A 12,173-nucleotide genomic window follows, 5' to 3' on the forward strand; every position below is an offset into this window, starting at 1 on the left:
CGACTGGTGCCTCGACGCCGCCGCCGTCACCGACAACGGACTGACAGGCGGCGAGCAGGCTTTTCAGCCCGGGGGGCACACCGACCCGACGATGAGTGGCAGTCCCGGCACGTCCCAGTCGCACAGGGAGACCGACCGCGCTGTCTCGACCGTCAGGGCGGTCGCCGCCGCCGTCGTCGTCCTGGTCGCCGCAGTCGGTGGGGCGTTCGCGCTCGGGGTCGTGGGCGCGCCGTCGGTCGTCGGCGTGGAGAACCGCTTCGGCGAGGTGACCAACGAGACGACCGTCGTCGAGAGCGACCTCGTCGTGAACAACCCCAACCCGATCGGCGTCCGCCTCGGCGGCGTGACCGCAGACTACGCCGTCACGATGAACGGTATCACGATGGCCGAGGGGACGAAGGAGGGCGTCGGGGTCACGACCGGCAACACCTCAGTCCCGTTCGAGACGAGTCTCGACAACTCGAAGATCCCGGCGTGGTGGGTGAGTCACGTGAACAACGGCGAACACACCGACCTGCTCGTGGACGCCGACGTGCGCTCGTCGCTCGTCGGGCAGAGCTACGGGACGCAGGTGAGTCGCGACGTGAACACCTCGATCATCGAGGCGTTCCGAACGAGTGAGCCGAAGCCGTTGAACGCGAGTTCGCCGGTCGTCTCAGACCCCGTGTTGATCCTCGAACGCACGGAAGCCGACTGGGGCACCGTGGACGACGACACCACCGAGGTGGAGATGACGCTGTACCTCCACAACCCCAAGTCGTACCCGATCACTGTCTCGAAGATCGGCTACGACATCTACATGAACAACATCACGATGGGGAGCGGTGAGGCCGGCCGGACGACCGCCATCCCGCCGGGAGAGACCGTCGCGGTCGAGGCGACCACCGAGATTCGCACCCAGCGCCTCGACGAGTGGTGGGTGTCGCACCTCCAGCAGAACCAGGTGACCGACCTCACCATGCCGTTCTACCTCGTCATCGATCTGTCGGAAGCCGGCGCGGGCGAACAGCGCATCCACCTCGACGGCTACCAGCGAACGGTCGAGACGGACCTCTTCGGAACGAAGAACGCGACCGACAGCGGCGCGGCGACCGACGCCGAAGACACCGACGAGAGCGGCACCGACGGCGACGACGAGTCGACGGCGACGCCGACCGACGACACGAACGAACCGTCGACCGAGACTGCGACGCCGACCGGAACCGCGACGCCGACGCCGACCCCGGACGGCTCCGACGACGGTCCGCTCGGGACGCCCGTCCCGACAGAGACGCCGACCGGCACCACGACCACCAGCGACGACGGGCTGTTCGCGGTCGCCGCGACCGTGCCACGCTGACACGCGGTGCCGACAACGCTTTACACGCGGGCGAAAACTGGGAACCATGCCCCGGAGTATCACCGCTCCTGATCGAGTTCTCGGACGGTAACGCAACCACCTCTGTGGACGGCGATGCCATCGTCGTCGAGGTGGACGGTGCGACGTACGAACTGACACGCGAGGCCGCCGCGGACCTGCAGGAGTCGCTGGCGGACGCGCTGACCGAACGGCGGGAGTTCTTCCGGACGGCGGGGGAGTTCCGCGCCGACGGGAGCTACGTCGTCTCGCGCAAGGCCGCCGACTCGGCGGGGAACGCGAAGGTGTTCGACTCCTTCGAGGAGGTTCGCCGCCTGTACGACCGCCTGCCGGAGACGTTCGACGCCGACGACGTGGGGACCACCGGCATCACCGGGTCGCGCCGGCACATGCTGATCCGGCACTTCGCCGAGCACCCCGCGTTCGACTGCCGGATCCACCGCCGGAATCCGCTGACCGGTCGCAAGGAGGACGGCGAGGAGTAGTCCGCCGCGCACTGCGGGTTCCGGAGACGGCCGAAGCCGCTCGGCGCAGCGACCGCTCCTCACTTCTCGCGTCTACTGAGCCTTCCACCGGTCGGTCTCACAGAAGTCGTGGGCGGCGCGGTCTCGTGCCGCGCCGCCGTTTCCCGAGACGCTCGCTGCGCTCGCGTCTCGCCGTACTCGCGGGTCGCTGGGCTCCCCGCTCGCCCAATCGGGGCCTCCCGGTGGTCGGCCATACAAGATTCGTGGGCGGCGCGGGACAGGACCGCGCCGCCGTTTCCCGAGACGCTCGCTGCGCTCGCGTCTCGCGTTACTCGATCGTGACGAACTCGTTCTCCTCGTTCAGCGCGAGGTTCGCGGCGACCTCCGCGATCCGCATCGCGTACTGCGCCGTCTCCTGGAGGCTGACGAGCACCTCACGCACCTGGAGCAACTGCGCGTTCGACATCTCCGGCAGGTCGGTGAGGATGTCGTTCTCGCGGTCTTTCAGCTCGCGGAACAGGTACTTCACCTCGATCGTGAGCGCGTAGTCGCGCTTGACCGCGGCCTCGACGGCCATCGCGGTGATCTGGTCGACCTGGTCGGTGAAGTCGCGGATGCGCCGCATCGTCGCGTCGTCGACGTCGAGCGTGTTGCCCTCGGCCTCCATCGCGATCTCGGCGATGTCCTCGGCGTTGTCCGCGATGAGTTCGAGGTTCTTCGCGATCGAACGGTAGCCGATCAGCGGGAACCCCGAGTCGAGGCCGACTGCGCGCGCGAGGTTCGGGTTCTGGTACGCCGTGAAGATGAGGCGAAGCAGGAGGACGAAGATCTTGTTCGCCTGCCGCTCGCGGTTGAGCGCGCGCTGGGCCAGGTCGGCGTTGCCGTGGGCCAGCGCCTTTACCGCCTCGCCGCGCATCGTCGACCCGGTGTTCTCCAGGCGTTCGAGCAGGTTGTCGAGCGTGAAGTCCTCGGGGTCGACCGAACAGCGAATCGCGATGTTCTCCGGCGTCTCCTCGATGACGCCGAGGCCCATGAGCTGCGTCTCGGCCTTGTAGACGGCGTTGATGTGGTCGGAGCCGAGCGCGCCGTCCTCGGTGGTGATGTTGATGACGCGCCGGCCGAGCACGTACTGCGCGAGGATCGCGCGTTCGAGCGCGTCGGCGTCGAGGTTGTCGGCGTGGAGGGTCGCCTCGGCGTCCTCGGTGCTCGCCGACTCCGGCAGCACCGTCAGCGTCCCCTTCCCGCCCATCCGGAGCGACACCTCGTCGCCCTTCTCAACGTTCTGTTCTTTCGCCCATTCGGCGGGCAACGTCATCGCCAGCGTCGAGGGGCCCAGTCGTTGGACCTTCCGCGTTTCCATAGCTGTCAGGACCCCCTAGACGACCTTAACCTTGTCCCCATGTCCATAATACCCGTGGCGAGATATGTAAGGATCGACCGCCTGACTTATCACGCGGGGTCGACTCGGCCTCAGACGATTTTCATCATCCGCCGCTCGAAGCGCCCGACGCGCACTTTCTCCCAGCCACGCAGCGCCTCGTCCAGGTCCGGGTCGTCGGTGTCGACGCGCAGCACCCGGAGGTCGTCGAGTTTGTCGCGCGAGGCGACGACCTCCACGTCGCACTCGCGGATCACCGCGGGCGACAGTTGGGGGTTGCCGCGGCCGAAGACGAATCCCTGTCCGCCGATGGGTGTGACGACGATGACGTTGTCCTCGCCGAGCGCGTCGAGAATCTCCGCCTCCGTCGCGTCCAGTTCGACGACCTCGCCGTCGCGGAACACGTCGACGCCGATGGGCGACCCCTCGAAGCCGAGTCGCTCCTTCACCTCGCCGACGGTCGACCCGGGCCCGAGCACCCACGTCGTCTCTGGGCGAGCGCGCACGTCCTCGGCGACGCCCTCGGCGAGCGACTCGACGGTGCCACCGCCGATCTGTTTCCCAGACTGGAGTTGCTCGGCGACGGGGACGTGCGCGACGGCGCGGAGTTCGGGGTTGACCTCGCCCTCGCGGTAGTCGTCCTCGTCGATGTCCATCACCTCCCGGCGTTCGGTGCGCTCGAACGTCGCGGCGGCGTAGGCGGCGTCCTCCGGGGAGACGGCGAACACCGACGAGTACACCTTCACCCCTGCGGGGACGCCGAGCATCGGCGTGTCGCTCCCCGCCAAGCCCTCCGCCACGTCGGCGGCGGTGCCGTCACCCCCGACGAACAGCACGAGGTCGACGCCGGCCTCACGGAACGCCGCCACGGCGCGGCCCGTGTCGTCGCTGGTCGTCTCCTCGCCCGCGGGCGTGCCGAGCACCTCGGGGTCGAACCCCGCCGCGCGGACTTCGCTCGCGCCCATCGGGTCGCCCCACGCGACCAGGTCGGCGTCGGGTGCGCGCTCGGCGAGGGCGTCGAGGGCACGGCGAGCGCGGTCTGGCGCGCGCGGGTCGGCCCCCCGGGCGCGCGCCTCCGCGACCTTCCCGTCTGTGCCCTTCAGGCCGACGCGGCCGCCCATGCCCGCGATGGGGTTGAGCAGGAAGCCGATTCGCATACCGAGGGGCGGCGCGCGGGCGGCAAAAGCGCCCCGAATCCGGGGGCAGGCGCACCGCTATTCGATGTGGACGCTGACGGACGGAGGACGGGAGAACTCGGTGGGGACCTCTGTGTATCCGGTTCTACAGCAGACCGAGGTTCAGCGCGTACGGCCACGGGGCGGAGGCGAGCGCGAGAAACGCGAGCGCCGCGCCGGCCATCACGGTGTTCTTGAGGAAGCTCGTCATCTCGTCTTGCTGCTGGTCCTCGGGGACGGCCCAGAAGTTGTGGATGGTGACCGCCGACAGCAGCAGGAACACCGCGAGGCCGCCCGCGGCGACGACGACGAACGCGCCCGTCGCGATGCCGAGGCCACCGAGCAGGAGCAGGCCGCCGGAGAACAGCGTCGCGAGCCGCGGCGCCGGGACGCCCTTCGCCTCGGAGTAGCCAGCGAGGCCGTCGGTCATCATGAAGTGGTTCAGTCCCATGAACGCGAGGACGAAGCCGAACAGGAGCCGCGCGAGGAGGAACACCTCGGCGGAGCCGGCGCTGTTGAACAGGTCGGACGCACCCTGGAGCACGATTGTGTCGAACATCGACCGATGGTACACGACGCCCCAAGTTATAATTTCCCTGACATTGGCGTAACCGGGTTACACGGCTGTCACTCGCGTTCATTCAGGGTTCTACAGCCTCCAATCGGTCGATCCCCTCATTCAGAATCATCGTCCGAACTCTACTCTCGCACATCTGATAGTTCTTCGACGGTCGACCTCCTCGCCTCGTCCCGTCGCGGTCGGCGTCGCAACCGACGGGGACGAACCACCGGGAGCGACGGAGGTATGGCCGCTCGACCCCTCGATCCGACCATGTACACGGGGCGGACCGAACAGCCGTGTTGCCTGTGCGACTCGCCGGACACGGTGGCCCGGATCGACATCCCACCACGGGCGGTCCAGTTGATGAAGCACTCCGACCCCATCGCGTGGCGCGACATCGTGGGCGAGGTGTCCATCCACTTCTGTGAGTCCGACTGGGAGACCGTGGTGGACCTCGTGGTGAACCTCGGGATGAACCCGCTGTCGCGGTGCAACGTCGCGCGCGCCTCCTTCCACCTCCGGGAGGACTTCGAGGCGCTGTTGAACGCCACCCGGGAGGAACCGGACCAGACGGAACTGGAGGAACGACTGCTCGCGGCCGCCGACGAGACGCTGTCGAACGTCGACGACCCGATGACCGAACAGCGCGACGTGGTCGAGGCGCGGGTGGTCGTGGACTCGCTGACGGAGTTGGGCGTCGCGTCCGCCTGACGCCGTCGTCCCGACGCCTCGCGGTGCGTGTGCGCGCGAAGTGGCACGCCCGGACCACGACGGTGATAGGCTTATCCCCCTCCCCGATGTAGCGCCGCTGAGAGAAGATGTCGTTGCGCGCAGTCATCGCGTCCGTCGAGGACCGCGAGAAGCGGTTGACGGTGTTCGATCCCCCCGACGAGGCGGTCGTCGAGGAGCTGCGCGAGTACTTCGCCTCGCAGGCGGTTCGCGTCGAGGTCGGCAGCACCGACAGCGGGCTCTCGGGCTACGTCGTGCTGTCGGACGAACACGACGACGAGGTGCTCGCGGCGGTCGACCTGCGGCACCTCGACGGTGACCTGACGGCGGCGCCGGGCGAACAGGGCGCGTTCGCCCCGATCCTCGAACACCTCGACGGCGCCACGTTCACCTCCTACGACATCCCGCAGATGATGGCCGCGACGCGGGAGATGGAAGACCGCGCGTGGCGCGCGGGGACGGGCGAACTCCACGCGGGGTTCCAGCGCGTCGGCGCCATCCGCGCGCAGAAGGGGGTGTACGAGGACCTCGCCACCAAACACCTCGACATCCACACGTACTGCGCACCGAGCGACGACCACCCGGAGATCGAAGGCGTCACGATCCACCAGGTGGACTCCCGAGAGATCGCCGAGTCGTGGTTCGTCGTCTACGACGGCGGCGGCAACCCCAACGACGCGTGCGCGCTCCTCGCCGAAGAGCGCGGTGACACCGACGGACGACGGTTCTACGGCTTCTGGACGTACGACCCTGCGATCGTCGGGCGTGTGCTCGATCACTTGACCGAACAGTACGTACTTTCAGCTAACTGACAACCTACCGGTGGGTTTCCGACGGTTTCCGACAGGTTATATGCGTGGCTGACTGAACGGTTAGACAACACCGATGTCACACCGTTTCAGCGCGAGCGTTATCGCGGCAGTACTCTGCCTGTCACTGGTCGGCCCCGGCTTCGTCGGCGTCGCCGCGGCGGTTGAGGATCCGCGGTTCGAGGCGGACGTGCCCGAACCGGTCGTACAGCCAGGAACGACCCAACAGCTGACGGTCGAACTCACGAACGACGCAGCCGACTACGACGAGACCGTCGAGCCGGCGTACGACGTCCGCGCGACCGTCGGCGACACCGACGGGATCGAGGTGCTCTCGGGCACTCGCGAGGTCGGTCGGATGGGTAACGGCGCCACGCGCGCGGTTACTGTCCAGATCGACGTGGCGGCCTCCATCGCCGGTGGGACCCACCGCGTCCCCATCGTCGTCGAGTACCGCGACGAGGACGACCGCGACGAGGTCGTCACCCAGACCGTGTACGCCACCGTCCGCGTCCAAGAGCGCGCGCGGTTCGCCGTCGAGTCCGTCGACTCTGCGGCGCCCGTTGGCGGTTCCGGCCCGGTCGACGTGACCATCCGGAACGTGGGTGAAGAGCAGGCGTCCAACGCCGTGGTCGCGTTCCAGTCCGGGAACTCGGATCTCACGTTCGGGCAGTCGGCGAGTGCGCGCCGGTTCGTCGGCACGCTCGCGCCCAACGAGACCGCGACGGTGAGCGTCGACGCGACGCTGTCGTCGTCCGCTGAGACCCGCGAGTACGCCGTCGACGCGACCGTCGAGTACGAGACCGTGGAGGGCGCCTCCGCGACCTCCCGGCCGCTGTCGTTCGGCGTCCTGCCGATCCCCGAGCAGACGTTCGGCGTCGAGGGACTGGAGAGCACCCTCCGCGTCGGCGAGGAGGGACAACTCACCGGAACGGTGACGAACACTGGCGAACAGACCGTGACGAACGCGGTCGTGCTGTTCGAGACGACCAACCCCAACGTCTCGCCGTTGGAACCGGAGGTGGCCGTCGGCTCGCTCGCGCCGGGTGAGTCCGCCGAGTTCGCCTTCGACATCGAAGTGTCCGACGCCGCGGAGGCCGGCCCACGCCAGTTCACGCTGCGCGTGCAGTACCGCGACCCAGATGGCACCCAGCAGACCGGCGACCCAATCGACGCGCCGGCGACCGTCGCCGAAGAGCGTGACGAGTTCGCCGTCAGCGTCGTCAACGGGAGCTTCGAGTCTGGCAGCAGCGGGACGCTCACGCTCGAGGTGACGAACAACCGCGAGACGACCGTGCGCGAAGTCTCGGCGAAGCTGTTCCTCGACGCGCCGCTGTCCTCCAGCGACGACGAGGGGTTCATCGACGTGCTCGAACCCGGCGAGACGAAGGAGGTGACGTTCGACCTGTCGATGGCCGGTTCCGCCATCGTCGGCAAGAAGTACCCCGCGAGCGTCGACTTCCGCTACGAGACGAGCGAGGGTGACACGCTCATCTCCGACACCTACCGCGTGCCCATCCGCGCGACCGCCGCCAGCGGCGGCGGCATCCCGCTCGGCCTCGTCGGCGTCGTCGCAGTCGTCGTCGTCGGACTGATCGGGGGCGTCATCGTCAGGCGCAACAGATGAGCGACGGGCGGATCGTCGGTCAGATCGCGACCGAGATCACCGAGCGTCCCGGCCGGATCGTCGTGGCGTTCCTGCTGGTGACGGTGCTGTTCGCCGGCGGCCTGGCGAACGTCTCCACGTCCGCGGGGACCGAGCAGTTCACCTCCGGCATCCCGGCCGAGCAGGCGCTGTCCGACATCCAGCGCGAGTTCGGCCCGTCGTTCACGACCGACAGCGGGTCGACACAGCTCGTCCAGCGCAACCGGAACGTGCTGTCGAAGCCGGCGATGATCCGGATGCTGGAGGCGCAGTCGCGACTCCAAGACACCGACGGCTTACGCGTCGTCGGCGTCTCCTCGCCGGCGGCGACGGTCGCGCGAACGATCGACCCGACCGCGACGACGACCGACGCGCAGATCCGCGCGCTCGAACAGGCGACGCCCTCGGAGGTCGACGAGGCGGTCCGGGCGAACGCCGACAACCCCGCGTTCACCGGCGGCGTCTCTGACGACTTCAACGCCGAGTCGGCGTCCGCCTCCGCGGCGATCGGCGTCGTCAGCCACCAGATCCCCGGCGCCGGCGGCGGCGGTGCGGCCGCTGGGCAGTCCGGGTCGAGCCCGCTGACCGACATCCAACTACGGAGTCAGCGCGTCGTCGACACCGTCGGCGGCGACATCACCGTCTTCGGCTCCGGGATCATCTCCGACGAGTTCTCCACGGTGATCACGGACTCGCTGATCATCGTCACGCCCGCCGCGGTGATCCTCATCGCGGGCTTCCTCGTGGTCGCCTACCGCGACCTGCTCGACCTGTTCCTCGGGTCGTTCACCCTACTGTTGGCGGTCGTGTGGACGTTCGGCTTCCTCGGGCTGGCCGGGATCCCGTTCAGCCAGATGATGATCGCGGTGCCGCCGCTGCTGCTCGCGGTCGGCATCGACTTCGGGATCCACGCGGTGAACCGCTACCGCGAGGACCGCGCGGAGGGGCTCGGCATCGACGAGGCGATGAACCTCGCGGTCCGGCAGCTCGTCGTGGCGTTCTTCATCGTCACCGGGACGACCGTGATCGGATTCCTCGCGAACCTCACCTCCGCGCTCGCGCCGATCCGCGAGTTCGGACTGGTCGCGGCGGCGGGCATCCTGTTCACGTTCCTGCTGTTCGGGATCTTCCTCCCGGCCGCGAAGGTGCTCATCGACCGCAACCGCGAGGCGCTGCCGATCCCCACGTTCTCGCAGAAGCCGCTGGGCGCCGAAGGGAGCGGACTCGCGGACGTGCTCCGCGTCGGCGTCTGGATCGGCGAGCGCGGGCCGCGAGTGTTCCTCGCGCTAATGGTCGTGCTCACGGTCGCCTCCGGCGGCTACGCCGCGGGCATCTCCACCTCGTTCTCGCAGGAGGACTTCCTCCCGCCCGAGGAGACGCCGGACTACCTGGAGTCGCTGCCAGAACCGTTCGCGCCGGGCGACTACTCCGCCGTCGGGACGCTCAACTTCCTCGAAGAGAAGTTCACCGCGAGCCAGGGCGGGTCGGTGACCATCTACGTCGAGGGGGACATGGAGGAACCGACCAGACTCGAGGAGATCCATCGCATGGGTGAGAGTCCCCCCAGTTCGTTCGTCAGCGAGGACGGCCACGCCCAAGAGCAGAGCATCATCACGGTGATCCGCCAGCGCGCGGCGAGCGACCCCGAGTTCCGCCGACTCGTGAACCGCAACGACCGCAACGCCAACGGGATCCCCGACGACAACCTCGGAGAGGTGTACGACTACCTGCTGTCGTCGTCCTCGCGCGACCAGGCACTCCAGTACCTCGCCGAGGACCGACGGAGCACGCAGGTCGTCTACTCGGCGCAGGCCGACGCCAGCCAAAACGAGGTGACCGCCGACGGTCGCGCCGTCGCCGAGCGCTACCGCGCGACCAGCGGTATCGCCGTCGCCACCGGGAGCACGGTGGTGTTCGCGGCGGTGTCGGACCTCATCTTCACCTCCGCGGTGCAGAGCCTCGCGGTGGCACTGGCGCTGACGGTCGTGTTCCTGCTCGTCATCTACGGTGTGCTGGAGGGCCGCCCCTCGCTGGGGCTGGTGAACACGGTCCCGATCGTAGCGTCGGTCGCGCTCGTCGCGGCGACGATGCGGCTCGCGGGAATCGCGTTCAACGCGTTCACCGCGACGATCCTGTCGCTCACGATCGGGCTCGGGATCGACTACTCGGTCCACGTCGTCCACCGCTTCGTCGACGAGCGGACCGAACACGACCTGATCACCGCCTTGGAGCGGACCGTCCGGGGGACCGGCGGCGCACTGCTGGGCAGCATGCTCACCACGACGACCGGCATCGGGGTGTTGATGCTCGCGGTGCTCAGCATCCTCGGCCAGTTCGGTGTGCTCACCGCCTTGTCGATCCTCTACTCGTTCGCCACGTCGATGCTGGTGCTCCCCTCGGCGTTGGTTGTCTGGGACCGCCTCGAAGGCCACGACCCCGACCGCCCCGTGGAGGCGAAGACGGGGCTGTCGATCCCGTTCCTCGGCGGCGGGAGCGACGCCGGAGGCGCGAACGACCCGGCCGGACCGGAACCGACGCGCGGCGACTGACGCCGCCCGACGGTGGCGCGCCTACCGACGGACGGTGAACCCCGTCAGGCCCTCGGGGTCGCCGTACTCGACCGCGACGTCCTCGACGACTGCGCTCGGACTGCCCGTGTGACACCACTCGACCATCCCTTCGACCGCGTCGCGCCGCCCCTCGAAGACGGCCTCCACGCGCCCGTCGTCGAGGTTTTTGACCCAGCCGTCGACGCCCCGCTCGCGGGCGGTGTCGCGGGTGGTCGCTCGGTAGAAGACGCCCTGCACGCGCCCGGAGACGAACACGTGTGCGTGAACTCGCTCGTCGTCGCTCATGAGCGCCCGTTCGGCGCGGACACCCGAAAAGCCGCCGGCGGCGAGTCGTCGACCGAGCCGCCACCGCGGGCTTTTCCTCCTCGCCGGCCACCCGTGGACAACGATGCAATCGCGAACCAGCCGTAGCGGGCGAACGAGGGGCCGCCCGTGACCGCAGACGGAGCGGCCCAGCGCTACGGCTACGCGGTGGCGCCGCTGCTCGCGGCGGCCATCTGGGGCGGGATGTACGTCGTGAGCAAGTGGGGGTTCGCGCGAGTGCCGCCGCTCACCTTGGGGTTCCTGCGCGTCGCGGTCGGCGCCGCCGCGCTGTACGCGGTGGTCCGCGCTCGCGGCGTCACGGTCGACCGGGCGGACTACCGCCGGTTCGCCGTGCTCGGCGGGTGGGTCGCGCTCACCATCGCGACCCAGTTCCTCGGCACGGAGTGGACGAACGCGAGTCAGGGATCGCTGCTCACCGTCCTCACGCCGGTGTTCACCGTCGCGCTCGGCGCGTGGGTGCTCGGGGAGACGGTCACCCGTCGGACGGTGGTCGGCGTCGGCCTCGCCGGCGTCGGCACGCTCGTTGTGCTCGCAGGGCAGTACGACCTCGGGAGCCTCGCGGTCGCCAACGCGGCCGGCGTCGGCGCGCTCGTCCTCGCGAGCGTCGCGTGGGCCGGCTACACCGTCTGGGGCGTACCGGTCGTCAGGAAGTACTCGGCGTTGACGGCGGCGACGTACTCCTCGCTGGCGTCGCTCCCGGTGTTGGCACTCCTGTCGGCGGTGGAGGTGGCGGTTCGAGCGCCGCCGCTGGGGGCGCTGACGACGCCGGGCGCACTGGCGGCGGTGGCGTACCTCGGTCTCGGGTCGACCGCGGCCGCCTGGTACCTCTGGTACAAGGGGTTGGAGACGGTGTCGGCGGGCACCGTGTCGGTGTTCTTCTTCGCGCAACCGCTCGTCGGGGCGGCGCTGGGGGCGGCGCTGCTGGGCGAGGCAGTCGGCCCGTGGTTCCTCGTGGGCGGCGTGGTGATGGCCGTCGGCATCTGGACGGTGAGCACCGGTCGTGCCGCCGCCGACACGGCGACTGGCTCCGGCGCCGAGCGTTCGACTGAGGGCTGACAGACGACGACGAACTGGACTCCTCCCGGCGCGTGTCGTCGTGCACCCGCGAGCGCGCCGGGGCGGTGGTCACCGCATCGGCGACGGTGCCCCCGTCATCGCAC

Annotated in this window: 11 protein-coding genes; 7 read left to right on the forward strand and 4 right to left on the reverse strand. The window is 69.1% G+C overall.

Going from position 1 to position 12,173, the window contains the following annotated elements; genetic code table 11:
• Positions 1–91: 91 nt before the first annotated feature.
• Entirely contained in the window at positions 92–1,339 is a 1,248-nt protein-coding gene (locus P0R32_RS05610) for an LEA/WHy family protein (protein WP_276238972.1), read from the forward strand.
• Positions 1,340–1,443: 104 nt separating this feature from the next.
• Positions 1,444–1,842, forward strand: a complete 399-nt coding sequence (locus P0R32_RS05615) for a DUF7528 family protein (protein WP_417377504.1) — start codon at positions 1,444–1,446, stop codon at positions 1,840–1,842.
• 307 nt (positions 1,843–2,149) lie between these two features.
• Here the strand turns inward: P0R32_RS05615 and P0R32_RS05620 are convergent, their stop codons facing one another.
• The 3 genes from P0R32_RS05620 to P0R32_RS05630 form a co-directional block, all read right to left on the reverse strand.
• Positions 2,150–3,181, reverse strand: a complete 1,032-nt coding sequence (locus tag P0R32_RS05620; protein WP_276238973.1) for a phosphate uptake regulator PhoU — start codon at positions 3,179–3,181, stop codon at positions 2,150–2,152.
• A 110-nt stretch (positions 3,182–3,291) separates the two neighbouring features.
• On the reverse strand, positions 3,292–4,356 hold the full coding sequence (locus P0R32_RS05625) for an ATP-NAD kinase family protein (protein WP_276238974.1): 1,065 nt from the start codon (positions 4,354–4,356) through the stop codon (positions 3,292–3,294).
• A gap of 124 nt (positions 4,357–4,480) precedes the next feature.
• On the reverse strand, positions 4,481–4,933 hold the full coding sequence (locus tag P0R32_RS05630; RefSeq protein ID WP_276238975.1) for a DoxX family protein: 453 nt from the start codon (positions 4,931–4,933) through the stop codon (positions 4,481–4,483).
• 273 nt (positions 4,934–5,206) lie between these two features.
• On the opposite strand from P0R32_RS05630, the gene P0R32_RS05635 reads away from it, so the two are divergent.
• From P0R32_RS05635 to P0R32_RS05650, 4 genes are all read left to right on the forward strand, one after another.
• Entirely contained in the window at positions 5,207–5,647 is a 441-nt protein-coding gene (locus tag P0R32_RS05635; protein ID WP_276239362.1) for a DUF7960 family protein, read from the forward strand.
• A gap of 107 nt (positions 5,648–5,754) precedes the next feature.
• Positions 5,755–6,477 (forward strand): DICT sensory domain-containing protein, encoded by a 723-nt coding sequence (locus P0R32_RS05640; RefSeq protein WP_276238976.1) that lies wholly within the window; start codon positions 5,755–5,757, stop codon positions 6,475–6,477.
• 73 nt (positions 6,478–6,550) lie between these two features.
• Positions 6,551–8,101: a COG1361 S-layer family protein gene (locus P0R32_RS05645; protein ID WP_276238977.1), complete on the forward strand. Its 1,551-nt coding sequence runs from the start codon at positions 6,551–6,553 to the stop codon at positions 8,099–8,101.
• Positions 8,098–10,668 (forward strand): efflux RND transporter permease subunit, encoded by a 2,571-nt coding sequence (locus tag P0R32_RS05650; protein ID WP_276238978.1) that lies wholly within the window; start codon positions 8,098–8,100, stop codon positions 10,666–10,668. The genes P0R32_RS05645 and P0R32_RS05650 overlap by 4 nt, the downstream gene beginning before the upstream one ends.
• A 21-nt stretch (positions 10,669–10,689) precedes the next feature.
• Here P0R32_RS05650 and P0R32_RS05655 read toward each other — a convergent pair whose 3' ends face one another.
• The gene (locus P0R32_RS05655) at positions 10,690–10,974 is read right to left on the reverse strand and encodes an acylphosphatase (RefSeq protein ID WP_276238979.1); all 285 of its coding nucleotides are present in this window, start codon (positions 10,972–10,974) and stop codon (positions 10,690–10,692) included.
• A 222-nt stretch (positions 10,975–11,196) separates the two neighbouring features.
• Between P0R32_RS05655 and P0R32_RS05660 the strand changes: the two genes are divergently transcribed.
• On the forward strand, positions 11,197–12,069 hold the full coding sequence (locus P0R32_RS05660) for a DMT family transporter (protein WP_276239363.1): 873 nt from the start codon (positions 11,197–11,199) through the stop codon (positions 12,067–12,069).
• Positions 12,070–12,173: the final 104 nt, after the last annotated feature.

This window comes from Halobaculum marinum, assembly GCF_029338555.1.
In the GTDB taxonomy this organism is placed as follows: domain Archaea; phylum Halobacteriota; class Halobacteria; order Halobacteriales; family Haloferacaceae; genus Halobaculum; species Halobaculum marinum.

What these genes read in the sequence shown, in the direction of transcription:
- P0R32_RS05610 (WP_276238972.1), top strand. Translation starts at nt 92, where the DNA reads ATGAGTGGCAGTCCCGGCACGTCCCAGTCGCACAGGGAGACCGACCGC.
- P0R32_RS05620 (WP_276238973.1), bottom strand. Translation starts at nt 3,181, where the DNA reads ATGGAAACGCGGAAGGTCCAACGACTGGGCCCCTCGACGCTGGCGATG.
- P0R32_RS05625 (WP_276238974.1), bottom strand. Translation starts at nt 4,356, where the DNA reads ATGCGAATCGGCTTCCTGCTCAACCCCATCGCGGGCATGGGCGGCCGC.
- P0R32_RS05630 (WP_276238975.1), bottom strand. Translation starts at nt 4,933, where the DNA reads ATGTTCGACACAATCGTGCTCCAGGGTGCGTCCGACCTGTTCAACAGC.
- P0R32_RS05635 (WP_276239362.1), top strand. Translation starts at nt 5,207, where the DNA reads ATGTACACGGGGCGGACCGAACAGCCGTGTTGCCTGTGCGACTCGCCG.
- P0R32_RS05640 (WP_276238976.1), top strand. Translation starts at nt 5,755, where the DNA reads ATGTCGTTGCGCGCAGTCATCGCGTCCGTCGAGGACCGCGAGAAGCGG.
- P0R32_RS05645 (WP_276238977.1), top strand. Translation starts at nt 6,551, where the DNA reads ATGTCACACCGTTTCAGCGCGAGCGTTATCGCGGCAGTACTCTGCCTG.
- P0R32_RS05650 (WP_276238978.1), top strand. Translation starts at nt 8,098, where the DNA reads ATGAGCGACGGGCGGATCGTCGGTCAGATCGCGACCGAGATCACCGAG.
- P0R32_RS05655 (WP_276238979.1), bottom strand. Translation starts at nt 10,974, where the DNA reads ATGAGCGACGACGAGCGAGTTCACGCACACGTGTTCGTCTCCGGGCGC.
- P0R32_RS05660 (WP_276239363.1), top strand. Translation starts at nt 11,197, where the DNA reads ATGTACGTCGTGAGCAAGTGGGGGTTCGCGCGAGTGCCGCCGCTCACC.